Below are 24,140 nucleotides of genomic sequence, written 5' to 3'. Positions count from 1 at the left end.
CGGTGCCTGCTCACTCGGCCGCCGCCGGAACCGGACGGGGCGCCCCGGTCAGCACGCGCCAGGCGTCAAATTGCGACTGGAACACCCGCCCGTTGAGGTCATCGATCAGATGCGACTTGCGCAGGCGGTCCATGACCGGGCCCTTCACCTCGCTCAGATGCAGGCCGACGCCCAGATCCCTGAGACGGGTGTTGATCGATTCCAGGCTTTCCAGCGCGGAATAATCCACCTCGTTCACCGCCGAGCACATCAGCACCACGTGGCGGATCGGCCCGTCGCGGGTGACGCGGTCCTGGATCATGTCCTCGAGAAAGCGGGCGTTCACGAAATAGAGGCTCTCGTCCACGCGCAGGCTCAGCAGCCGGTCATCGGTTTCGACCTTGTGGCGCAGCACGTTGCGGAAATGCTGCGTGCCGGGCACCAGGCCGACCTCGGCCACATGCGGCTTCGAGGTCTTGAACAGATGCAGCAGGATCGACAGCACGACGCCGGCCGACACGCCGGTCTCCACCCCGAACCCCAGCGTCAGCAGGATCGTCGCCGCGACGGCCATGAAATCCGCGCGCGAATAGCCCCAGGTCTTCTTCAGGATCGAGAAATCCACCAGCGACAGGACGGCGACGATGATCGTCGCGGCCAGCGTGGCCTTGGGCAGGAAATAGACCAGTGGCGTCAGCGCGACGGCGGCGATCGCCAGGCCCACCGCGGTATAGGCGCCGGCTGCCGGGGTTTCGGCGCCCGCGTCGAAGTTCACCACCGAACGCGCGAAACCGCCCGTCACCGGGTATCCGCCGGTAAAGGCCGCCCCCAGGTTCGCCGCGCCCAGGCCGATCAACTCCTGGTCGGGATTGATGCGCTGACGCTTTTTCGCAGCCAGGGTCTGCGCGACCGAGATCGATTCCACGAAGCCGATGATCGAGATCAGGATCGCCGGGATCAGCAGTTGCTTCAGCAGATCGGGCGAGAAGGACGGCATCGTCAGCGGTGGCAGCGATTGCGGCACGGATCCCACGACCGACACGCCGCGATCCGCCAGGCCCAGCCCCCAGGTCAGCAGCGTCGTGACCAGGACCGCCGCGACCGGGCCCGCCTTGGTCAGGATGTCGGACAGTTTCGGCCCCAGACCGGCCTTGCGCAGCAGGGGTTTCAGCCCCTTGCGCACCCAGAACAGGAACGCCGTGGCGCTGATCCCGATGGCCAGGGTGATCGGATTGGTGTTGCCCAGATGCGCGAACAGCGATTCCAGCACCTCGATCAGGTTGTCCCCGCCGCCGCTGATGCCGAAGATATGCTTCAACTGGCTCGACGCGATCAGGATGCCCGAGGCCGTGATGAAACCCGCGATCACCGGGTGGCTGAGGAAATTCGCCAGGAACCCCAGCCGGAACACCCCCAGGAACAACAGGAACGCGCCCGACAGGAACGCCAGCGTCAGCGCCGCCAGCGCATACCCCATCGTGCCTGTCTCGGCGATGTTGCCGATCGCGGCGGCGGTCATCAGCGACACCACCGCGACCGGCCCGACGGCCAGCGCGCGCGAGGTGCCGAAGATCGCGTAGAAGATGATCGGCACGATCGACGCATAGATCCCGGCCTCGGGCGGCAGGCCGGCCAGCAGCGCGTAGGCCAGCGATTGCGGGATCAGCATGATCGTCACGATCACGGCGGCCACGAGGTCGTTCGACAGCGCCTCGCGGTTGTAGGTGCGGCCCCAGTCCAGCACCGGGACATATTGGCTCAAACGGAAGGACATGGTCTTTTCTTTCAGTCTCGGGGTATCGGGTCGGGGCGCCTCACGAGGTCCGGGCGGTGATCTTTTCGGGTTTCACCATCCATTCCTTGCCGCGCAACATCCCCTTCCAGTAAACCGGCGGCAGCAGCTTTTCCTTGAGCAGCCAGGCCGCGCGCGAAGGTTTGGTGCCGTCGATCACGAATTTCGGGAAACTGGGCAACAGCACGCCGCCATAGCCGAATTCGGCCAGCACGATCTTGCCGCGCTCCACCGTCAGCGGGCACGAGCCATAGCCATTGTAGCTGGAGGTCGGGCCCTTGCCGTCGATGTCGTCGGCCACGTTCTGCGCCACGACCGGCGCCTGCATCCGCGCGGCGGCGGCGGTCTTGGCGTTGGGCGCGTTCATCACGTCGCCGAGCGACCAGATGTTGTCGAAACTCTTGTGCCTGAGGGTGTTCTGATCGACATCCACCCAACCCGCCGCGTCGGCCAGGGGCGAGACGCGGATGAAATCGGGCGCGACCTGCGGGGGCACGACGTGCAGCATGTCGAAGTCCGTGGTCACCGTCTCGGGCTCGGAGTCCGGCCTGGCGACGCGGAAGGTCGCCGTGCGGCCCGGCCCGTCCACGGCGATCAGCGTGTGGAAGAAATTGGTCTTGATGCCGTATTTCGCGACATAGCCCTCCAGCGCGGGGACGTAATCCTTGACCCCGAACAGCACGCCGCCGGCGTTGTTGAACTGGATTTCGATGTCCTTCAGGACGCGGCGCCGCAACCAGGCGTCGGCGCTGAGATACATCGCCTTTTGCGGCGCACCCGCGCATTTGATGGGCATCGGCGGCTGCGAAAAGATCGCCCGGCCCGATTTCAGCCCCTGCACCAGCTCCCAGGTATAGGGCGCCAGGTCATAGCGATAGTTCGAGGTGACGCCATTGCGTCCCAGGGTTTCCACCAGCCCCTCGATCCGCCCCCAGTCCAGTTTCAACCCCGGGGACACGATCAGCCGGTCGTATTTCACCACCCGGCACCCGTCCAGGATGACCGCGTTGTTGGCCGGCTCAAAGGCGGCGACGGCGGATTTGATCCAATGCACGCCGCGGGGAATCAACTCGCCCATGGTGCGGGCCGTGACCGCGGCGTCGAACACACCGCCGCCGACCATGGTCCAGCCGGGCTGATAATAGTGGATGTCGGCCGGATCGATCAGGGCGATGTCCAGATCGGGCTTGCGCGCCTTCAGACTGGACGCAACCGAGATCCCGCCGGCGCCCGCGCCGACGATCACCACGTCGAATTTCGCGTCGCCCGTGTCGGTGGGGGTCTTGCCGCCATTGGCGATGCGCCGCGCGACACCGTTCATGTCGTAGCCGGCGGCTTTGGTCATCGCCAGGATGTCGGTGATCGGGCGCGTCCTGGCCTCGCTCAGCGACCACAGCGTGGCCGAGCGCGTGCCGGTGCGGCAATAGGCCAGCACCGGGCCCGGCAGTTCGCGCATGGCGACGCCCATCGCCTCGGCGTCGTCATCGCGCACCATGCCGGCGGTCACGGGGATATAGCGCGCCTCCATGCCCTGCGCGCGCGCGGCGGCTTCGATTTCCTCGAAGCTGGGCTGATCGGCCCCTTCGCCGTCGGGGCGATTGCAGACGATGGCGCGAAACCCCGCCGCGCGGGCCTTGGCGACATCTTCGGGCGCAATCTGCGGGCTGACCGACAACAGGTCGGAAATTTTCCTCGGATCCATGCATTCCTCATCGGCAAAAGGGGAAATCCCGGCCGCGCGCGCGGGCGCGGTCCGAAAAGCTGGGGCTGAGGTAAAGGTTATGCCGGTCGCGGTCAGTGAGTTTGTCACATTCAAGAAAATAAATGTATGAATGATCTCGCCGCACCGCGATGGGCCGGGCCCGAACCCGGGGCCCGAACCCGGGGCAGGGGCGGGGCCTCGGACCGGCGCTTCAGCCCGGGGCGGCCACCGTCGCCAAGGCTTGGGGATCGGTCAGCGTCACCAGCCCGCGCGACTGGCCGATCCAGCCCCGGCGCTGGAATTCGGTCAACTGCCGCGACACCACCTCGCGCGCGGTGCCCAGCTCTGCCGCCAGTTGCTGATGCGTGGCCTGCACGGCGCCGGTGCCCCGGGCCAGGGCCAGCAGGCGTTCCGCCAGCCGCACGTCGATGCGCCCGAAGGCGACTTCGTCGATGACGCGAAACAGGTCGGTCATGCGCCGCGCATAGGCCTGAAAGACAAAGTCCCGGAATTGCCGCGACCGGCCCACCAGATCGTCGAAGATCGCGCGCGGGATGGCGACTGCGGTCACGTCGGTTTCCGCCACGCCCTCTGCCGCGTAATCCTCGTGCGCCAGCAGACAGGCCGAGGTCAACACGCAGCTTTCCCCCGCCTCGACCCGGTAGAGCACGATCTCGCGCCCGCTGTCCGAACTTTGCTGAACCCGCACCGTGCCCTCCAGCAGCAGCAGCAGGTTGATCGGCTCCATCCCCGGTGCGAACAGCACGGTGCCCCTGGCGACATGCAGCATGTGCCCGCGATCCGCCAGACTGGCACGGATCGACTCGGGCAGCTTGGCGAGGCCCTCGAAGCGGTCGATCCAGGCGGTGTCAGGCATGGGGGTCCGGGCAATGCGCGGGGTGGGTTGCGCGCCCTTATTCCGCGTCCTGCCGCGCTGCGCAAGCCTCTTCACGCGCGCGGAAAGACGCGCCCGTCGAACAGCTTGCGCGCAGTGCGCAACGTGCCGGCGCCGGTCACGCGGCCCTGCGCGTCGGTTTCGATCAGCACCTCGGCCGCGCCGGTCGGGTGTTCGATCAGAAAGCGCCCGTCGGCGGGCACCCGCGCCAGGGCGGCGGCGGGCGAGCCGGGCAGGGTGCAGGCGGTGGCCACGCTGACCGCGGCAAAGACCCCGATCGAGGCATGGCAACGGTGCGGAATGAAACTGCGCGTGTTTATCGCGCCGCCCTGCGCGGGGGCCGACACCAGGGTCATCTTCGGCACCGACTTCTCGGTCACGTCGCCCAGGGCCATCATCGGCCCGACCTTGAGGCGGATCGCCTCGAGCCGCGCCTTCAGGTCGGTGTTGGCGTCCAGCGCCTCGCGGCTTTCCTGCCCGGTCAGGCCGAAATCGGCGGCCGCCATGATGACGCAGGGCATGCCGTTGTCGATCAACGTGCAGCGCACGCCGTCGATGACATCCACCGCCGACCCCGAGGGCAGCAGCGCGCCGCACATCGACCCGGCGATGTTCTGGAACATCAGCGGAATCGGCGCGTGGGTGCCGGGCACCCCGTCGATATGCGCGTCGCCGTCATAACGCACGCGCCCGTCCGGGGTCTGCACCCGCGCGGTCGATACTTCGCCCGTGTTCAGCATGTGAATGCGCACCGTCGTCTCGTCACCGCGCGCCGCCACCAGTCCGCGCTCGATGGCCGCGGGGCCGACCCCGGCCAGGATGTTGCCACACGCCTGCGCATCCGAGACCAACGCCTGATCCACAAAGACCTGAAGGAACAGATAGTCCAGATCCGCATCCGGGCGCGAGGGTGGCGCCAGGATCGCCACCTTGGACATCAAGGGGTCCGCGCCGCCGATCCCGTCCACTTGCCGCGGATCGGGACTGCCCATGATCCTGAGCAATAGCGCATCGCGCAGGGCCGCGTCTGCCGGCAGGTCCGACGCCAGGAAATACGCCCCTTTCGAGGTCCCGCCCCGCATCCACAGACAGGGAATGCCGTCCAGCACCGGATCCATCACGCGCCCTTTCCTCTTTGTGCCCGAAATATCCTCGGGGGTATCCAAAGGGGGTGGAAAACCCCCTTTGGGCGGGGGGTTCGGGGGGCGGCAGCCCCCCGACGCTCCGTCAGATGTAGGTCAGCCCCTTGTCCGCCAGCCGCGGCCGCATCGCATAGATGTCGAGGCCCAGCTCGCCCGCGGCCAGCCGCTGGCGCTTGGCCTCCTCGGCATCGAGCCGCTTCTGCGCCGCCGCCTGCACCTCGGCCGCCTTCGCGCGCGGCACGATGACGACGCCGTCGTCATCCGCGATCACCACGTCGCCCGGGTTGACCAGCGCCCCCGCGCAGACCACCGGCACGTTGACCGATCCCAGCGTCTCCTTCACCGTGCCTTGCGCCGATACGGCGGTGGACCACACGCCGAACCCCATGGAGCGCAGGTCGCGCGTGTCGCGCACGCCCGCGTCGATGATCAGCGCCCGGCAGCCGCGCGCCATCGCGCTGGTGGCCAGAAGGTCGCCGAAATAACCCATGTCGCAAGGCGAGGTCGGCGCCAGCACCATCACGTCGCCCGCCTGCAACTGTTCAATGGCGACATGGATCATCCAGTTGTCGCCAGGCGGCGCCGAGATCGTCACCGCGCTGCCCGCGATCGTCAGATCCTGCTGGATCGGCCGCATCCTGGCGCCCATCAGCCCGGTGCGCCCCTGCGCCTCGTGCACGGTGGCGACACCGGCGCGGCCCAGGGCCTCGATCAGCCCCGTGTCCGCGCGCTCGATCTTCTGAACGACTACGCCCATGCTTTGCCCTTTCGCCTGAAGTAGGTTCGCACAGGCCGCTTGCCGGCCTGTGCGCGGTCACGCCGCGCGGCGCTTGCCCCCGCGCGACGCGCGTTTCAAAGCACGTCCACCGTGCGCGGAAAGATCGATTCGAACCCTTCGGCGTATTTGCAGTCACGACCGCCCGCCTGGCCGCCCGAGTTGCGCTTGAAATGGTTGGCGCGCTGCTGCGCGGCGCGGGTGTAGAAGTCCCACAGATGGACCTGGCCGTTCATCGCCTCCATCGCCGCGCGCTTCTTGTCCCACACCGAGGTGATGTCCAGGAACACGTCGGGCTTCCAGCCCATCTGTTCGGTCTGGTGCGGCTCGAACAGGTAGACCTGCGGCGCGCCCAGCACCTTTTCGCCCGGGTTATGGCCCCAGGCCTGCGCGGTGGCGCGGCATTCCAGCACGATCTGCGTGGTCTGCATGTGATCCGAATTGTAGGGGTCCCATTTCGAATGCGACATGATGAACGACGGCTGCACCTTGCGCATCACATCGACCAGCTTCATGCGCGTCTCGCGGGTGAAGTCCATCGGATAGTCGCCCAGGTCGAATTCGACCAGATCGTGCACTCCAAGCACCTTGGCGGCGGCCTCGGCCTCGGATTTGCGGATCGCCTTCACCTGGTCCAGGGTCTTGCCCTCTTTCCAAAGCTTGGCGCTTTCGCCGCGCTCGCCATAGGACAGGCAGACGACGGTGACGTTGTAGCCCAGTTCGGCGTGCAGGGCGATGGCGCCGCCGCAGCGCCAGACGAAATCGGCGGCATGGGCGCTGACGATGAGCGCGGTCTTGTTCTGCGACATGATGTCTCCTCCGGAAGCTTGCCGGAAGATTGCGGATCGGGCCCGCGCTTGGCAAATCGGAAAGCCGTGCACGGGCATAAGGGCGTGCTATAGTCGATTCCAGGGCAACGCAGGGGGGACCTCATGGCGGACACGCTGGCCTTCATCGGTTTCGGCGAGGCGGCGCGCGCCTTTGCCGGCTCGTTCGCGCGCGGCGGGCTGGCCGGGGTCCGGGGCTTTGACGTGAAACCCGGCCTCGAGGATGCCATGCGGGCCCAGGGCGTGCGCGGCACCGACCGGGCCGGGGCACTGGATGGCGCGGGGTTGGTCTGGTGCCTGGTCACCGCCGACCGCGCCGAGGCCGCGGCCGAGGAATGCGCCCCGCATCTCGCGCCGGGGGCGCTGTGGTTCGACGGCAATTCCTGTTCGCCCGGCACCAAGACGCGGGCCGCCCGGGCGATCGAAGCGGCGGGCGGGCGCTATGTCGATGTGGCGATCATGGCGCCAGTATACCCCGCGCGGGTCGCGGTGCCCCTGTTGATCGCGGGGCCCCATACGCAGGCGGCGGCCGCGGCCTTGCGCACGCTGGGCATGTCGCCGCACGAGGCCGGGGACCAGGTGGGGCAGGCCTCGACCGTCAAGATGTTGCGATCGGTCATGATCAAGGGGATCGAGGCCCTGACCGCCGAATGCCTGCTGGCTGCGCGCCGGGCCGGCGCCGATGCGGCGGTGCTGGCCAGTCTCCAGGCCAGCGACCCCGGCTTCGACTGGACGGCGCGCAGTGCCTACAATCTGGAACGCATGGCCGTGCACGGGCGCCGCCGCGCCGCCGAGATGCGCGAGGTCGCCCGCACGCTGCGCGAACTGGGGCTGCCCGACCGCATGGCCAGCGCCACCGCCGCGTGGCAGGACCAGATCGCCACGCTCGAGGTCGCGATGGAGGACGGGTTCCCCGCGCGGGCGGATGGGTTGTTGCGCGGGCTCGATCCATGACGCCCAGCCTGCGCCATCTCAGGGTGTTTCTGGCGGTGCTGGATCAGGGCACGATCACCGCGGCGGCGCGGGCGTGCAACATTTCGCAGCCTGCCGCCTCGCAGGCGCTGGCGCGGCTGGAATCCGAGGCCGGCGTGGCACTGATCCATCACGGTCGCGAGGCCGCCGGTCCGACCGAGGCCGGCCGCGCCTATGGCCTGCGCGTTCGCCGGGCGCTGGGGCGGCTCGATGCCGCGCTGACGACGCTGGCGCCGCGGCTGGTTCTGACGGCGACGCGCGCCCAGTTGACGGCGTTGATCGCGGTGCGCGACGCCGAGAACTTCACGCTGGCGGCGCAGCGCCTGGGGCTGTCGCAGCCGACCGTCCACCGGGCAGTGACGCAGCTGGAATCCGAGGCCGGCCGCCCGCTGTTTCACCGGGCCGGCAAGCGGATGCAGCCGGCGCGCGCGGCGCAGGCGCTGGCCGACGCGGCGCGGCTGTGCTTTCGCGAACTGGAACAGGCCGCCGCCGAGCTGGCCGAACTGTCCGGGCGCGAGGCCGGGCGTATCGTCATCGGCGCCATGCCGCTGTCACGCTCGATCGTGTTGCCGCGCGTCATCGCCGAGTTCCGCCGGTTGCGCCCGACGATGCCGGTCGCGGTTCTGGACGGGCCCTATGACGACCTCCTGGCCGGCCTCAGACGGGGCGAGATCGACCTGCTGATCGGCGCGCTGCGCGATCCCGCGCCGGTCGCGGATGTGGTGCAACAGGCGCTGTTCACCGACGACCTGGTGCTGGTGGCGCGGCCCGGGCACCCGCTGGTCGGCCACGCGGTGCCCGATCTTGCGGCGCTGGCCCGCCATCCCTGGGTTCTGCCGCCCGAGGGGACGCCGTCGCGGGCGCATTTCGAACGCTTCATGGCGCCGCTGCCCGCCGGCGCGCGGCCCGCGATCATCGAGAGCAGCTCACCCATCCTGATGCGCGAATTGCTGGGCATGACGGATCATATCGGCTGCATCAGCCGCTTGCAGGCCGGGGCCGAGATCGCCCTGGGCGCCCTGAAGCCGCTGGCGGTGCGGTTGCCCGGCTCGATGCGGCCGATCGGCATCACGCTGCGCCAGGACTGGCTGCCGACCGCGGCGCAGGATCAGGTCGTGGCGATCCTGCGCCAGGTCGGGCAGGGATTGGGTCAGGCGGCCGGGCTCGCAACGGGGCCATCGGCCACGGCGACGTGAAGCGCCAGTTGCGCGCGCGCCGAGGCCAGGAAATGCCGCGCCTCGGGCGTCTCGGCGATCCGCGCGGCCATCCAGGCCTGCACCGCCACCCAGCCCGCGCGCAGCACCGCGTCGGCCATCCAGGCCTGCCGTTCGCGGTCGGTTTCGGCCATGACGCGGTCCATGAAGGCGGCGAAATCCTCGATCACGGCCAGCGACCGGGGCTGCGCGGCGCATTCGGCGCGGGCGCGGGCCAGAAAGACCGCCAGCGCCGCGCCACCGTCGCTCAGCGTTTGACGCAGGAAGAAATCCTGCCCCTGCATCCCGGTCGTGCCCTCGTAGATGGCAAAGATCCGGCTGTCGCGCAGCGCCTGCTCCAGCGGGTAATCCTGCGTGAACCCGGCGCCGCCCAGCACCAGGATCGACTGCCCGGCGGTATCGAAGCCCAGTTCCGCCCCGAAATTCTTGATGAGCGGCAGCATCCAGGCGTTCAGCCGCGCCAGGTCCGCATCCTCGGCGCTGAGATCGGCCGAGGTCGCGGCCTCGAGAAGCGCCAGCCGGAACAGATCGATGCGGCTTTTCATCGCGATCAACTGGCGGCGCACATCGGGGTGCTGGATGATCGGCACCGGCGGTTCCTTGGGGTTACCCCCCTGGCGGCGGTCCTGCGCGTGCGTCGCGGCCACGTCGTGACAGGCCAGCGCGGTGCCCAGCCCCTGGCAGGCGACGCTCAGCCGCATGTGCCGGATCATGGTGAACAGTTGCGGCAGGCCGCGCCCTTCCTCGCCGATCAGCCGGGCCGGGGCGTTGTCGAACTGCAAGGCGCAGGTCGGCGAGCCGTGAAGGCCCATCTTTTCCTCGATGCGCTCGCATGTGACGCCGGGCCCGCGCTCGACCAGGAACAGGCTCAGCCCCCGGGTGCCGGGCTGGTCGCCCGTGCGGGCCAGCAGGCAATGGCCGATCCGCGCGCGCAGGTCGTGGTCGCCGAAGCTGATCCAGATCTTCTGGCCGCTGACCCGCCAGCCGTCACCGTCGCTGTCGCGCTCGGCACGGGTGCGGATGCGGCCCAGGTCCGAGCCCGCGCCGGGTTCCGAAATGCAGATCGTCGCGCAGCGGTCCCCGGCGATCAGAGCGGGCACCCAGTCGTCGCGCACCGCCGGTTCGGCCCATTCCGTCAGCAACAGCGCCGCCGAGCGCGTGCCGCCCACCGACATCATGAACGACGGCGCGGCGCGTTCGAACAGTGGGTTGGCGGCGGCGAACAGCGTCAAGGGCATGCCCATGCCGCCGAACGCCTCGGCCTGTTCGAGGCCCAGCCACCCCCCCTCGGCGACGGCGTCGAAGGCCGCGTGAAAGGCGGCGGGCAGGCGCACGCGCCCGTCGATCAGGCGCGCGCCCTCACGGTCGCCCGTCTTGTTGACCGGCGCGACGGCGCTTTCGGCCACTTTCGCGGCTTCGGTCAGGATCGAGGTTACGGTGGCATCGTCCAGCGCACCGCGCACGCGCGCCCAGTTGGGCGTGCGCGCGAGGGCGTCCAGCATCGCATCGACGTCGGAACGGTAGGTCACATCAGGCTCGGCAGATAGAGGATCAGGGACGGGAAGGCGATGCAGATCGCCACCACCACAAGGTCGGCGGCCAGGAAAGGGATCACGCCCTTGAAGATCTGGGTGACGGTCGCATACTGGCTGGCGACGTTTCGGATGACGAACACGTTCATCCCCACCGGCGGGGTAATCATGCCGATTTCCAGCAGCTTGACCAGCAACACGCCGAACCAGACCAGGTTGATGTGTTCTTGCTGAAAGATCGGCAGCAGCACCGGCAGCGTGACCATCATCGCGCCGAAGGGCTCCATGAACATGCCCAGGACCAGGTAGATGATCACCACCACCAGCATGAGTTGCACGAACCCCAGGTCGGCCCCGGCGACGAATTGCGTCAGGAAGCTGGACAGCCCGGTCAGGCCCAGAAAGCGCGTGAACATCGACGCGCCGATGCCGATGATGAACAGCGACGCCGAGGTTTGCAGCGTCTCGATCATCGAGATGCGGAAGATCGCCCAGTTCAGCCGCCGCGTGACCAGGCCGATGACCAGCGACCCCAGCGCGCCGACGGCGCCGGCCTCGGTCGCGGTGAACACGCCCGAAAAGAGCCCGCCGAACACCATGGCCATAAGCAGCAGCACCGGCCAGATCTTGACGATCGCTTCGAGCGTGTTCAACCCGTCGGCGTCCAGCGGGCGCGGCGGGGCGATGTCGGGGCGCAGCCAGGTGGTCAGCAGCACGATGACGGCATAGGACAGCGCGGTGACGATGCCGATGGTGATGCCGCCCACGAAGACCTGCGTGATCGAGGTCTGCGCGAACACACCGTAGACGATCATCAGGATCGACGGCGGGATCAGCGCGCCGATCGTTCCACCCGCGGCAATCGAACCCGCCGCGAAGCTGGGCGAATAGCCCGAGCGCACCATCTCGGGGATGGCGATGCGGCCCATCGCGGCGGCGGTCGCCAGCGACGAGCCGCAGACCGCGGCAAAGCCCGAACAGGCAAAGATCGACGAGATCGCCAGCGCGCCGGGCACCCGCCGCAGCACGGCCTTGGCGGCCTCGAACAGGCCGGCGGTCAGGCCGGCGTGGTAGCTGATGAAGCCCATCAGCAGGAACATGGGCACCGCCGACAGCGTCCAGTTCGCGATGAACGAAAAGGGTGTGTTCGAGATGATGCCGATCGCCGGGGTGAAGCCCAGCATCCAGGCCACCCCGCCGAACGAGACGCCGATCAGGCCGATAGCCACCGGCACGCGCAGCGCCAGCAGAACGAACAGCACGGCGACGCCGGCAAATCCTACGGTAACGCTCATACGCGGGGATCCTTCGTGGGCGAGACGAGACGGATGAAGGTGGTGAGGGCGGCCAGGCCGAAGCCCACGGGCGGGATCCAGTAGGCCGGCCAGGTCAGCACGCGGACACTGTTGGCCATCAGGTAGCTGCCCGTGGCCGCGTTGCGCAGCGCCACCTGCAACGTGACCCAGGCCAGCACCGCATACACCAGCGTCGAGATCAGCGAGACCATGCGGTCCGAGATCCGCTTCATGCGCGGGCTCAGGAACCCTTCGAGGATCTCGACCTGCACCATGCCGCCGGATTTTTCGACCCAGGCCAGCGGGATGAAGGCAAGCGAGACCATGTAATAGTTGGTGACCACCTCGAAGGTGGCGGGGATGGGATAGTTCGCAAGATTGCGCAGCGTGATGTCGATGGCGACGTGCATCATCAGGGCCAGCGTCGCCACCGCCCCCAGCACCGCCAGCAGCGCAAGCGCGCCGTCCTCGATCCGTTCCAGACGGTTCATCGGAAACTCCCGTTGGGTCACGACGCCGCCCCCGGGAATTCGGGGGCGGCGCCTGGCGTCGTTACTGACCGTAGGTCGAGAAATCGACGTGCGACCAGACCTCGTCATAGACGTGCTGGGCCATCTGCACCGGGTCGCTGTTCACCGATTCGGCGACCGACTGCCAGTGGGCATACAGCTCCTGGAAGCGGGCGACGCGATCGGCGGCATCGGCGATGCCATAGCGTTCGACACCGATCGCGGCGGCGGTCGCGGGTTCGGTCGCGATGAATTCGGTCACCGCGTTCACGAAATCGGCGTCGGCGTGATACAGTTCGATCCCGGCGGCCTGCGCGGCGGCCTCGGCCTCTTGCGGCATCGAGCGGCCCCAGCGGTCGGTAAAGTCCGCGTTGGCACGGTTCGCGGCCCGGGCCATCGCGGCGCGGTCGTCAACCGACAGTTCCGACCAGGTGACACCCGAGGTCATGAAGTTCGAGGTCGCCTGATACAGGCCCAGCGGCAGGAAGGTGACGTTGTGGATCACGTCCACCAGCCGGAACGAGATCAGGTCCGCGATGGACGCCATCGAGCCGTCCACCACGCCCTGGCTGATCGCCTCGAACGTGTCGTTGACCGAGATCTGCGCGGGCACGGCGCCGAAGTGCTCGGCGAAGCGGGCCCAGGGGCTGCCGCCCGACCGCAGGCGCAGGCCCTGAAGATCGGCCACCGAATGCACCGGACGGGTCGAGAGGATCTCGTAGACGTCCGAGGCGCCCGAACCCAGATAGACGAAGCCGAAGTTGTGCAGTTCCTGCTGGCAGGGCGCGCATTCGACGATCCACTGCGTCATGGCGGCGGCCGCGGCCTGGCTGTTGCCCGAAGTCAGCGACAGTTCGCCCGCCAGCGACATGTGCGGCAGTTCCGCCGGGAAATAGAGCGGCAGGAAGTTGCCGACTTCGGCGACCTGGCTTTGCAGGGCGTCCTTCATCTGGCCCAGGTTCACGACTTCCGGGCCAAGCATGGTGGTGCCCAGACGGCCGTTCGATTCCTCGGGCAGATACTGCGCGAAGTTGGTGTAGAGCACGCCGTTCGCGGGGTGCGCGGGCGGCGCCGCGGGGGCGATGCGCAGCACGCGTTCCTGCGCGCCGGCCGACAGCGCCACTACCGACGCGGCAAGCGTCAGCGCGGCAAGTTTGGTCAGTTTCATCATGGTCTTCCTCCCAAAAAAAACGCCCGATCGCTCAGAGTTTCAAGAGCCTCTTCGCGTTCTCCTTCAGGATGAGGGGGCGCACCTCGTCCCGAAAACCGGCTTTCTCGAAATCGGCCAGCCAGCGGTCCGGCGTGATCGCCGGCCAGTCCGATCCGAAGAGCATCTTCTTGCGCAGCATCGAGTTCGCGTATCGCACCAGGATCTCGGGGAAATACTTGGGCGACCAGCCGCTGAGGTCGATGTAGACATTGGGCTTGTGCTGGCACACCGACAAGGCCTCTTCCTGCCAGGGGAACGACGGATGCGCCAGAACGATCGGCATGTCGGGGAAATCGACCGCCACGTCGTCCAGATACATCGGGTTCGAATACTTCAGCCGCATCCCCATGCCGCCCCGCATCCCCGATCCGACGCCGGTCTGCCCGGTGTGAAACAGCGCGATCGCGCCCTCGTCGGCGATCGCCTCGTAGAGATCGTAGGCCATGCGGTCGTTGGGGTAGAAGCCCTGAAAGGTGGGGTGGAACTTGAACCCCTTGATGCCGAAATCGCGCACCAGGCGGCGTGCCTCGCGCACGCCCATCTTGCCCTTGTGCGGGTCGATCGAGGCAAAGGGGATCAGGATGTCGTCATTTTCGGCCGCGATCTGCGCGACTTCCTCGTTGTGATACCGCCGAAAGCCGGATTCGCGTTCGGCATCGACCGGAAAGATCACCGCGGCGATCCTGCGCTCGCGGTAATACTGCGCGGTTTCCTGGACCGAGGGCAGCATTCCGTCGGCGCCGGCCGGGTTCTTGAAATAGGCCGCCATGCCCGCCTGGAACTCGTTGTAGCCGTCGTCACGACAGCTGTCGCAGGGCTCTTCGGCGTGGGTGTGGAAGTCGATGGCGACGATCTCGTCGAGGTTCACAGGCATTCGGGGGCCTCTTGCAATGTCAGTTTGTTCAACAGCGCCAGCAACTGGGCGGCCTCGGTTTCGGTCAGGCCGATCCGTTCGGCGCTGTGCACGGCCATGAATTTGGCCCGGTGGCGGTTCAGATGCGTTTCGCCGGCGGGGGTCAGCGACAGACGGACCGAGCGGCGGTCCTCGGGCGGGATCTGCCTGAGCACCAGCCCGTCGCGCACCATGCGCTGCACCAGCTTGGTCATGTGCGCAGGCTTGATGTGCAAGGTGCGGGCCAGCGCGCCCTGTTTGACGCCGGGGTTCAGCCCGATCACCCAGATGACCGTGAACTCTCCGGGCTTGACGTCGCAATCGGCGAATTCGCGAAAGAAATGTGCGAACGAACTGATCTGTGCCAGGCGCAGCATGAACCCCAGCGACCGCGGCAGCGCGCCCAGGTCCAGGGTGTCGTCCTCGGGCGTCGGGTAGAGTGCGTTCATCCGCTCATCCGTTCGGATTGGTCACTTTGCCCGCGCGCTTCGACAGGAAGGCGTTGAGGCGCTCTTCGGCCTCGGGCGAGGTGGCGGTGAACGAGGCGATGAAGCTTTCCACGAAAAGCCCGTCCTCGGTCGCCATGTCGTTGATGCGGGGCAGGGCGTGCAGGATCGCGTAGGTCGAGATTTCGGCGTTGGTCGCCGCGTGTTTGGCCAGCGCGACGGCCTTGGCCAGCGCCTCGCCCGCCGGGACGACATAGTTGACGGTGTTCCAGCGTTCGGCGGTGTCGGCGTCGATCGAACGGCCGGTCAGCATGAGATCGGTCATCCGCGACACGCCCATCAGACGCGCCGTCCGCACCGAGGCCCCGCCGCCGACAAAGATGCCGCGCTGGCCCTCGGGCAGGGCGAAAAAGGCGGTCGCGTCGGCAACCCGGACATGCAGCGACGACGCCAGCTCAAGCCCGCCGCCCACCACGGCGCCGTGCAGCGCGCCGAACCAGGGCATCTTGCCGCGTTGAATGCGCGCAAAGACCTCGTGCCAGCGACGCGAGCCGTGGACCCCCTCGAAGGGGGTCTTCTTGACATGTTCGGCCAGATCGAGACCGGCGCAGAAATGCGGCCCATGGCCAAAGATCACCGCAGCTTTCGCGCGCCCGTTCACCTGCGTTACGACGGTGTCCAGTTCCTCGATGAACGCGTCCGAGATGGCGTTGCGTTTCTCGGGGCGGTTCAGGCCCACGATGGCGACGTCGCCGTCGTATTCGAGTGTCAGATATTTCATCGCCGGGCCCGTCGTCTTGCTGGTTGTTGCGTCGATTCTGAAACTGAGTATCCTTGCAAAAAGTATCCGAGTAAACAAAATCATCGCTATCCGTGGAAAAAGTTTCCTAGTAAACTATGAGCCGGGAGGAGATCGTCATGCAAGAATCACCGCTGCGCCCCGTCAAGCTCTGGTCGCCCGATGTCGATTGGGAACGCCGCGATGACGGCTCTGTCCTGGTCTGGCAGAACGGGCCTCTGGGCGACTATCCCGCGCGCCTGTCGGACCGCATCCACCACTGGGTCGATGTCCGCCCCGATCACGTCTGGATGGCCGAACGCGACGGCCGCGACGGGCCCTGGCGCCGGGTCAGCTATGCGCAGATGCTGGGTCACATCCGGGCCATCGGCCAGGCGCTGCTGGACCTCGGGCTGACGACAGACCGGCCTCTGGTGATCCTGTCGGGCAATTCCATCGCGCATGGTCTGATGGCGCTGGGGGCGCAGTATGTAGGGATCCCGTCCTCGGCCATCGCGCCGGCCTATGCGACCGCGGGCGACGGGTTCGGAAAGCTCGAATCGGTGCGCGACCAGATCACCCCCGGCGCCGTCTTCGCCGAGGACACCACCGCCTTCGCCCCCGCCATCGCCGCCGTGTTCGCGGGGCTGCCGCTGATCGGCCGCAGCGGGCCGGGGATCACGCTGGGCTGGGACGCGCTGCTGGCGACCGTCGCCACCGACGCCGTGGACCGCGCGCGCGCCGAGACCGGGCCCGACACGATCGCCAAGTTCCTGTTCACCTCGGGCACCACGGGGTCACCCAAGGCGGTGATCCAGACCCAGCGCATGATGTGCGTGAACATGGAACAGATGACCGATTGCTACGCCTATCTGCGCGACGAACCTCCGGTCATCCTGGACTGGTCGCCGTGGAACCACGTCGCCGGCGGCAACCTGTGCTTCAACACCGCCATCTACAACGGCGGCACCTTCTACAACGATTCCGGTCGTCCGACGCGGGACATGATCGCCAACACGATCCGCGACATCCGCGAGGTCAGGCCGAACTGGTATTGGAACGTCCCCTTCGGCTACGAGATGCTGGTCGAGGCGATGGAGGCCGACCCCGCGCTGGCCGACGCCTTTTTCCAGAACCTCAAGCTGAAATACTACGCCGGTGCGGCCATGGCCCGGCACACCTGGGATGCGCTGGAGCGGCTGGCGGTGAAATCCACCGGCGAGCGTATTCTGCTGGCCACCGGCCTGGGTGCGACCGAGACCGCGCCCTTTGCGCTGTTCAACACCGATCCGGCCGCGCCGGCGGGCTGCATCGGCGTTCCGGCCCGGGAAATCCTGCTGAAGCTGGTCCCGACCGAAGGCAAATGGGAGGCCCGCGTCAAGGGGCCGAACGTCACGCCCGGATACTGGCGCAACCCCAGGCTGACGGCTGAAGCCTTTGACGAGGAAGGGTTCTATTGCCTGGGCGACGCGTTCAAGTTCGTCGATGAAAGCGACCCGTCCAAAGGCTTCATGTTCGATGGCCGCGTGGCCGAGAATTTCAAACTGTCCACGGGCACCTGGGTCGGCGTCGGCGCCTTGCGCGCGAAACTGACGGACGCGCTGGGTGGACTGGCGCGCGACGCGGTGATCGTGGGCGAGGGCGAGGATTCGCTGGGGGCCCTGCTGGTGCCGTTCCGCCCGGCGATCGAGAAGCTGGTGCCCGGCGGCGCCGACCTGCCCGACGAGCAGTTGTTCAGCCACCCCGCGCTGCGCCCGGTGATCGCCGAGCGGCTGGCAGCCTACAACGCCACCGCCACCGGGTCCTCGCTGCGCGTGCCGCGGGTGATGATGCTGGTGGCGCCGCTGAGCCTGGACAAGGGCGAGGTGACGGACAAGGGCTCGGTCAACCAGCGCGCGGTGCGCAGTCATCGCAAGGATCTGGTCGCGGCGCTCTATGCCGGCGACAAGCGGGTCATCGACGGAAAGAAAGGGTAAGCGATGCGGATCGAGGGAACTTCGGCGCTGGTCACGGGCGGCGGCTCGGGGCTGGGCGAGGCGACGGCGCGGATGCTCGCGGCGCGCGGCGCCAGCGTCTGCATCCTGGACCGTGACGGCGACAAGGCGGCGGCGGTCGCGGCGGCGATCGGCGGCGTGTCGGCGGCGGGCGACGTGACGTCCGAGGCGGATGTGGGCGCGGCGCTGGACAGGGGCTCGGCCGCCCATGGCGCGCCGCGCATTGTCGTCAATTGCGCCGGCATCGGCACCGCAGGGCGGGTGCTGGGCCGCGACGGGCCGCTGCCGCTGGAGGCGTTCCAGCGCACCATCACGGTCAATCTGGTCGGCAGCTTCAACGTGCTGCGCCTGGCCGTGGCGCGGATGGCGGAGATGGACCCGATGGAAGACGGCGAGCGCGGTGTGGTCATCAACACCGCCTCGGTCGCGGCGTTTGACGGGCAGATCGGGCAGGCCGCCTATTCGGCGTCGAAGGGGGGGATCGTCGGCATGACGCTGCCCATCGCACGGGAACTGGCGCGGGTCGGGGTTCGGGTCAACGTGATCGCGCCGGGGATCTTTCTGACGCCGCTGCTGCACACCCTGCCCGAAGAGGCGCAAAAGGCGCTGGCGGCGGACATTCCCTTTCCGCAGCGCCTGGGCGATCCGACGGAATTCGCAGACACGGTCTGTTTCATGGCGACGAACCGCTATCTGAATGGAGAATGCGTGCGGCTGGACGGTTCTGCGCGGCTGAAGGCCCGCTAGGCCCCGTAGGCGCGGGGGGCTGCCGCCCCCCGAACCCCCCGCTTCAAGGGGTCCGGGGGACCCCTTGAAAATCCCCCCCTTCGCGGATTTCGACCCCGAGGGCGCAGGGACATGTTTACGCTGACGCGGGCGTTGTATACATTGCGTGTATACATAGAGGGGTCCCGCGGGCATGACGGAATCGAAAAGCGTCAATCTGACCAAGCGCGCGACCTACGAGTTGCGCCAGAAGATCATTCACGGCGGTCTGCCCGGCGGCACCCGGCTTTACGAGGTCGCGCTGTCCGAGGAGTTGCAGATTTCGCGCACGCCGGTGCGCGAAGCAATGTCGCGGCTGGCCGAGGAGGGGCTGCTGGAGCGGGCCTCGGGGGGCGGGTTCCAGGTGCGCAGCTTTACTCTGCGCGACGTGACCGACGCCATCGAGTTGCGCGGCGTTCTGGAGGGGACGGCGGTTCGGCTGGCCGCCGAACAGGGTGCCGACCCTTTGAAAATAAAAGAAATCAAGGGTCTTCTGGATCGTCTGGACCAGTGTTTCGCGCGCGATGGCGATCAGGTCGATTTCGACGTCTACAGCGAGTTGAACGGACAGTTTCACGCCCGGCTGGCCGGCCTGTGCCAGAGCCCGGTGATCCTGCGCGAGTTGGAGCGGGTCAAGTCTTTGCCCTTTGCCTCGCCTTCGGCCTTTGTGTTGGGGCAGGCGGAAAATGCGCGGTCGCATCGGTCGCTGATCCAGGCGCAGGCGCAGCACCGGGCGATGGTCCAGGCGATCGAGGCGCGCGAGGGCGCGCGGGCGGAGGCGATCGCCCGCGAGCACGCGCGAATCGCGCGCGGCAACCTGGAGGACACCTTCGTTTCGGATTTGCAGGCCTCGGACGGGGTCCCCGGATTGTCGCTGATCGTGCGCTGACGGATCATGCATACAAATTTCAGCGAATCGCCGCCAATGCAGGCGATTTTTCTTGCGTTTCGCTGAACCTGAACGCAGGGTGTATACATTATCACCTGGAGGAGAATCGACATGGCTGTCACGAGCCTGGAATCCCTGATCGCGGCCAATGGCGGCAAGACCGTCGAAATGCTGCGCAATTCGAAGATCGGCATGTATGTCTATCCGGTCGTCGCGCCCGAATTCTCGAACTGGCGCGTCGAACAGGAGGCCTGGCGCAAGTCCGCGGTGCTGTTCGACCAGTCGCACCACATGGACGAGGTGATCGTCGAGGGGCCGCAGGCGACCGAGTTCCTGGCCCATCACGGCATCAACGCCTTCGGGAACTTCGCGCTGAACCGCGCCAAGCACTATGTGCCCGTCACGCCCGCCGGCCACGTCATCGGCGACCACATCATCTTTCGCGAGCGCGAGGACAAATACATCCTGGTCGGCCGCGCGCCGACCTCTAACTGGCTGATGTTCGCCGCCGCCTATGGCAGCTGGAACGTGCGCCTGCGGTATGACCCCCGTTCGCCCAGCCGCCCCGAGGGCGAGCGCGTGCTGCGCGAGCATTACCGCTATCAGATCCAGGGCCCCGATGCGCCGGCGATCTTTGAAAAGATGAACGGCGGCCCGATCCCGGACATCAAGTTCTTCCACGTCGAATGGATCAACATCGGTTCGAAAAAGGTGCAGGCGCTGCGTCACGGCATGTCCGGCGCGCCGGGGCTGGAAGTCTGGGGTCCCTACAAGGACAAGGACTACATCCACTCGACCATCCTGCAGGCTGCGCGCGACGCCGGCGTCAACCTGGTCCAGTGCGGTAGCCGCGCCTATTCGACCAACACACTGGAATCGGGCTGGATTCCCTCGCCGTTGCCCGGCATCTACACCGGCGACGGCATGACCAAGGCCTATCGCGAATGGCTGGGCACCGACATGTACGAAGCGGCGGGCGCGATCGGCGGCTCGTTCGTTTCGGACAACATCGAGGACTACTACGTCAACCCGTTCGAACTGGGCTATGACTTCTACATCGGTTGGAAGAAGGATGACTTCGTCGGCAAGGCCGCGCTGGAGAAGATCAAGGCCGAAGGACCCAAGCGCAAGAAGGTGACCTTCGAGTGGAACCGCGACGACGTGCTGAAGGTCATCGCCTCGTCCTTTGAGCAGGGCACCCCCTACAAGTGGATCGACTTCCCGCAGCCCAACTATGCCTCGTCCTCGGCCGACATGATCGTCAACGACGCGGGCAAGATGGTCGGCATGTCGATGTTCAATGGCTACAGCTTCAACGAACGCTGCCTGCTCAGCCTGGGTGTGGTCAGCAACGACGTTCAGGTGGGCGACGTGCTGACGCTGAAATGGGGCGAGCCGACGCCGACCGGCAAGACCTCGACTGAAGAGCACAAGCAGGCGGACATCCGCGTGCGCGTGGCGCCGACGCCCTATTCGGCCGAGGCCCGCGTCAACTATGCGGACAGCTGGCGCACGCGCAGCTGAGCATCGAGACCCTGCGGCGGGGGCGCGTCCCCCGCCGTTCTGGGCGACCCCGTCGATCCGGGTCAATAATAGTGTTTCCTTATGTCGCACGCCGCGAAAACGATTTGGCGGGTTTGCGAACTCGGTCATAGTGAACCCGGACGCAAGTCTTTCGATCCGGGGCGCAAGGCCCCGATACCTGGGAGGAATACAATGCTCGACTTCTCGACCCTTCGCGCCGCCGGTGCGGCGGCTGTTGCCGCCTCGATGCTGGCCGCGCCGGCCGGCGCCGACACGCTGCGCCTGGCCCACTGGGTGCCGCCGCAGCACACGCTGACGGCCTCGACCATCGAACCGCTGATCGCCGCGACGCAGGCCTCGGGCCTGGAGATCCAGGTGTATCCCGGCGGCGAGCTGGGGGCCGGCCCGCTGGAGCAATACGCCCGCGCGCTGACCGGCGTGGCCGATATCGTCTGGGGGCTGGAGGGCTACACCTCGTCGCAGTTCCCGCGCACGATGATCGCCGAGCTGCCCGGCGCGCTGCCCGAGGGCATGAACGGCTATGACATGCTGTGGAACGCCTATGACGCGGGCCTGCTGAACGACGAGTTCCCCGGCACCCGTCCGCTGGCGCTGTGGCTGTCGGAACCCAACGTGTTCATCATGCGCGACCACGACATCCGCACCCCCGCCGACGTGGCCGGGCTGAAGATCCGCGTGTCGGGTTCGGCGGCCGCCGCCGCGGTCGAGGCCCTGGGCGCGACCCCGGTGCAGATGCCCGCGGGCGAGATCTACAACGCGCTTCAGACCGGCCTCATCGACGGCGTCATCACCGGCGCCTCGGCGATCGGGGACTTCCGTCTGGACGAAGTCGCCAACAGCTACACGCTGGGCGCGCCGCTGGGCCGCATCTCGTTCTATCTGGTGATGAACGCCGACCGCTACGCCAGCCTGCCCGAAGGGCAGCGCGCCGCGCTCGACGCGATCGCCGGGCGCCCGCTGTCGGCCTCGGCCGAAGCCGGCTGGAACGCCCGCGCGCAGCAGGTGATCGACCAGATCAGCGCGACCGGTGACAACACCGTCTACACCCTGAGCGCGGACGAAGCCGCCGCCTTTGGCGCGCTGACGCTGCCGGTGCGCGACCAGGTCGTCGCCTCGGTCGATGACGGCGCCCATGTCCTGGCCGTGATGCAGGGCGGAAACTGAGGTGCTTCGCATCCTCGACATGATTGCGGCCAGGGCGACAGCCCTGGCCGCGGTTCTGGGGACGGTGGGTCTGATCGCCGAAGTCGTGGTGATCCTGATCGACGTCACCGGGCGCTATTTCGGCCATCCGCTGACCGGTGCGCAGGACATCACGCAGATGTCCATGCTGGTGCTGGTCTTCGGGGGCATGGCGCTCTGCGACCGTCAGGGCGGGCATATCGCCGTTGACGTGTTCGAGCGCGCCTTTCCCGGCTGGTTGATCCGGCTGGGCGATCTGGCCGCGGCGCTGGTGGGCGCGGCGATCTTTGCGGGGGTTGCCTACAACATGTGGTTCAGCGCCCGGATGTCGGTGATGCTGCACCAGTCCACCAACATCCTTTATTTGCCCTTTGCCTGGTTCAAATACTACATCGTCGCGACCAGTGCGATTACCGCCTTCGGCATGGCGCTGCGCTTTCTGGTGCTGCTGACCGGCGGACGGGTTGTCAGGGAAACGGCCACCGGGGATCACGCGACATGAGCGGTTTTGCCATCGGCATGTGGGGCATGGGCGCGCTGTTCGTCCTGTTGGCCCTGCGCATTCCCGTCGCCTTTGCCATGTTCGCGGTTGGCTTCGTGGGGATCTCCATCCTGAACGGCTGGAACGCGGCGATGAGCTATCTCGCCACCGAAAGCTTCACGCTGTCCACCAGTGCGGAACTGGTCGTGGTGCCGCTGTTCATCCTGATGGGCAACGTCGCCACCGAAACCGGCATGAGCCGGCGGCTCTATGATGCGGCCTATGCCGTCATCGGATCGGTGCGGGGCGGGCTGGCCTCGGCCACGGTGATCGGCTGCGGCGGGTTCGCGGCGCTGTCGGGCTCGTCGGTCGCCTCGGCGCTGACCATGGGCAAGGTGTCGCTGAAGGAAATGGACCGCTTCAACTATGACCCCCGGCTGAGCACGGGCGCGGTCGCGGCGGGCGGCACGCTGGGGATCCTGATCCCGCCCTCGACCGGGTTCGTGATCTACGCGATCCTGACCCAGCAAAGCATCGGCCGGCTGTTCCTGGCGGGCGTCCTGCCCGGGTTGCTGCTGCTCTTGATGTTCGTGCTGACGGTGACGGCGATCTGCTGGGTGAACCCGGCGATGGGCCCCGCCGGTCCGCGCACCTCGTTGTCCGAAAAGGCGCGCGCGATGATCGGCGCGGTGCCGATCCTGGCGGTCATTCTCATCACCATCGGCGGCATCTACACGGGCGTGTTCTCGCCGGTCGAGGCCTCGGCCGTGGGGGCCGGGCTCATCATCGTGATCGGCCTGGTGGCCCGGACCCTGACCTTGCGGGCGTTCTGGGCGGCGGCAAAATCCTCGGTCACGACGACCGCCACGGTGATGCTGATCCTGATCGCCGCGCACATGATCAATCCGTTCCTCGCGCTCAGCCACATTCCGCAGGCGCTGGGCGAATTCCTGATCGGGTTGAGCCTGCCGCCGCTGGCGGTCCTGGGCCTGATCCTGGCCTGCTACCTGGTGCTGGGGTGCTTCCTGGAAGGCTTTGCCATGCTGGTGCTGACCATGCCGATCTTCTTCCCGATCGTCCAGCAACTGGGCTTTGATCCGATCTGGTTCGGCGTTCTGGTGGTGCTGACGCTGGAAATGGGGCTGATCTCGCCGCCCGTGGGGGTCAACGTGTTCATCGTCAAGTCGGTGGCGCCGAATGTCGATCTGAACACGATCTTCCGGGGCGTGGTGCCGTTCTGGCTGGCCATGATCGTCACGCTGGTGATCCTGGTGATATTCCCGCAGATCTCGTTGTATCTGCCCGATACGATGATCAACTGAGC

General features: G+C 67.2%; 22 protein-coding genes. 9 read left to right on the top strand and 13 right to left on the bottom strand.

The features are described 5' to 3' along the window. Positions 1–10: 10 nt before the first annotated feature. The 6 genes from sulP to H6900_13970 form a co-directional block, all read right to left on the bottom strand. Positions 11–1,753, bottom strand: a complete 1,743-nt coding sequence (sulP, locus tag H6900_13995; GenBank protein ID MCC0074392.1) for a sulfate permease — start codon at positions 1,751–1,753, stop codon at positions 11–13. A gap of 40 nt (positions 1,754–1,793) precedes the next feature. Then, the gene (locus H6900_13990) at positions 1,794–3,473 is read right to left on the bottom strand and encodes a TIGR01244 family phosphatase (protein MCC0074391.1); all 1,680 of its coding nucleotides are present in this window, start codon (positions 3,471–3,473) and stop codon (positions 1,794–1,796) included. A gap of 211 nt (positions 3,474–3,684) precedes the next feature. Then, a complete protein-coding gene (locus H6900_13985) occupies positions 3,685–4,350 on the bottom strand; it encodes a Crp/Fnr family transcriptional regulator (protein ID MCC0074390.1) in 666 nt (221 codons plus the stop codon). Between the two features lie 71 nt (positions 4,351–4,421). Further along, entirely contained in the window at positions 4,422–5,486 is a 1,065-nt protein-coding gene (locus H6900_13980; protein ID MCC0074389.1) for a 4-oxalomesaconate tautomerase, read from the bottom strand. A gap of 109 nt (positions 5,487–5,595) precedes the next feature. Next, entirely contained in the window at positions 5,596–6,267 is a 672-nt protein-coding gene (locus tag H6900_13975) for a 4-carboxy-4-hydroxy-2-oxoadipate aldolase/oxaloacetate decarboxylase (protein MCC0074388.1), read from the bottom strand. A 95-nt stretch (positions 6,268–6,362) separates the two neighbouring features. Next, entirely contained in the window at positions 6,363–7,094 is a 732-nt protein-coding gene (locus tag H6900_13970) for a PIG-L family deacetylase (GenBank protein MCC0074387.1), read from the bottom strand. Between the two features lie 123 nt (positions 7,095–7,217). On the opposite strand from H6900_13970, the gene H6900_13965 reads away from it, so the two are divergent. Together H6900_13965 and H6900_13960 are read left to right on the top strand one after the other, a co-directional pair. Then, positions 7,218–8,066: an NAD(P)-dependent oxidoreductase gene (locus H6900_13965; protein MCC0074386.1), complete on the top strand. Its 849-nt coding sequence runs from the start codon at positions 7,218–7,220 to the stop codon at positions 8,064–8,066. Beyond that, a complete protein-coding gene (locus H6900_13960; protein MCC0074385.1) occupies positions 8,063–9,280 on the top strand; it encodes a LysR family transcriptional regulator in 1,218 nt (405 codons plus the stop codon). Before H6900_13965 ends, H6900_13960 begins: the two co-directional genes overlap by 4 nt. On the opposite strand, the gene H6900_13955 is transcribed toward H6900_13960, so the two are convergent. The 7 genes from H6900_13955 to H6900_13925 all read right to left on the bottom strand — a co-directional run bounded on the left by H6900_13955 (position 9,235) and on the right by H6900_13925 (position 15,963). Next, positions 9,235–10,827, bottom strand: a complete 1,593-nt coding sequence (locus H6900_13955; GenBank protein MCC0074384.1) for an acyl-CoA dehydrogenase family protein — start codon at positions 10,825–10,827, stop codon at positions 9,235–9,237. The genes H6900_13960 and H6900_13955 overlap by 46 nt on opposite strands. Continuing rightward, positions 10,824–12,125: a TRAP transporter large permease subunit gene (locus H6900_13950; GenBank protein MCC0074383.1), complete on the bottom strand. Its 1,302-nt coding sequence runs from the start codon at positions 12,123–12,125 to the stop codon at positions 10,824–10,826. The genes H6900_13955 and H6900_13950 overlap by 4 nt, the downstream gene beginning before the upstream one ends. Continuing rightward, positions 12,122–12,616 (bottom strand): TRAP transporter small permease, encoded by a 495-nt coding sequence (locus H6900_13945; GenBank protein ID MCC0074382.1) that lies wholly within the window; start codon positions 12,614–12,616, stop codon positions 12,122–12,124. The genes H6900_13950 and H6900_13945 overlap by 4 nt, the downstream gene beginning before the upstream one ends. Positions 12,617–12,677: 61 nt before the next feature. Then, entirely contained in the window at positions 12,678–13,802 is a 1,125-nt protein-coding gene (gene dctP / locus H6900_13940; protein ID MCC0074381.1) for a TRAP transporter substrate-binding protein DctP, read from the bottom strand. A 34-nt stretch (positions 13,803–13,836) separates the two neighbouring features. Next, complete coding sequence (locus H6900_13935) at positions 13,837–14,712, bottom strand: amidohydrolase (GenBank protein ID MCC0074380.1); 876 nt, start codon at positions 14,710–14,712, stop codon at positions 13,837–13,839. Continuing rightward, a complete protein-coding gene (locus tag H6900_13930) occupies positions 14,709–15,185 on the bottom strand; it encodes a MarR family transcriptional regulator (protein ID MCC0074379.1) in 477 nt (158 codons plus the stop codon). The genes H6900_13935 and H6900_13930 overlap by 4 nt, the downstream gene beginning before the upstream one ends. A gap of 4 nt (positions 15,186–15,189) precedes the next feature. Further along, positions 15,190–15,963, bottom strand: coding sequence for a crotonase/enoyl-CoA hydratase family protein (locus H6900_13925; protein ID MCC0074378.1), 774 nt, complete (start codon positions 15,961–15,963; stop codon positions 15,190–15,192). A 137-nt stretch (positions 15,964–16,100) separates the two neighbouring features. On the opposite strand from H6900_13925, the gene H6900_13920 reads away from it, so the two are divergent. The 7 genes from H6900_13920 (at position 16,101) to H6900_13890 (ending at position 24,138) form a co-directional block, all read left to right on the top strand. Then, positions 16,101–17,936 (top strand): feruloyl-CoA synthase, encoded by a 1,836-nt coding sequence (locus H6900_13920; protein ID MCC0074377.1) that lies wholly within the window; start codon positions 16,101–16,103, stop codon positions 17,934–17,936. A gap of 3 nt (positions 17,937–17,939) precedes the next feature. Beyond that, the gene (locus H6900_13915) at positions 17,940–18,701 is read left to right on the top strand and encodes an SDR family NAD(P)-dependent oxidoreductase (protein MCC0074376.1); all 762 of its coding nucleotides are present in this window, start codon (positions 17,940–17,942) and stop codon (positions 18,699–18,701) included. A gap of 172 nt (positions 18,702–18,873) precedes the next feature. Next, the gene (locus tag H6900_13910; GenBank protein ID MCC0074375.1) at positions 18,874–19,608 is read left to right on the top strand and encodes a GntR family transcriptional regulator; all 735 of its coding nucleotides are present in this window, start codon (positions 18,874–18,876) and stop codon (positions 19,606–19,608) included. 111 nt (positions 19,609–19,719) lie between these two features. Beyond that, complete coding sequence (locus H6900_13905) at positions 19,720–21,132, top strand: aminomethyl transferase family protein (GenBank protein MCC0074374.1); 1,413 nt, start codon at positions 19,720–19,722, stop codon at positions 21,130–21,132. Between the two features lie 192 nt (positions 21,133–21,324). Beyond that, on the top strand, positions 21,325–22,317 hold the full coding sequence (locus tag H6900_13900) for a TRAP transporter substrate-binding protein (protein ID MCC0074373.1): 993 nt from the start codon (positions 21,325–21,327) through the stop codon (positions 22,315–22,317). Between the two features lie 19 nt (positions 22,318–22,336). Next, positions 22,337–22,837, top strand: coding sequence for a TRAP transporter small permease (locus H6900_13895; GenBank protein MCC0074372.1), 501 nt, complete (start codon positions 22,337–22,339; stop codon positions 22,835–22,837). Continuing rightward, the gene (locus H6900_13890) at positions 22,834–24,138 is read left to right on the top strand and encodes a TRAP transporter large permease (protein ID MCC0074371.1); all 1,305 of its coding nucleotides are present in this window, start codon (positions 22,834–22,836) and stop codon (positions 24,136–24,138) included. Before H6900_13895 ends, H6900_13890 begins: the two co-directional genes overlap by 4 nt. The last annotated feature ends 2 nt before the right edge of the window (positions 24,139–24,140 follow it).

It is taken from the genome of Rhodobacter sp., from assembly GCA_020637515.1.
In the GTDB taxonomy this organism is placed as follows: Bacteria; Pseudomonadota; Alphaproteobacteria; order Rhodobacterales; family Rhodobacteraceae; genus Pararhodobacter.
Note: the sequence above shows the minus strand (reverse complement) of the source record. Positions and strands in the feature narration are given on the sequence as shown.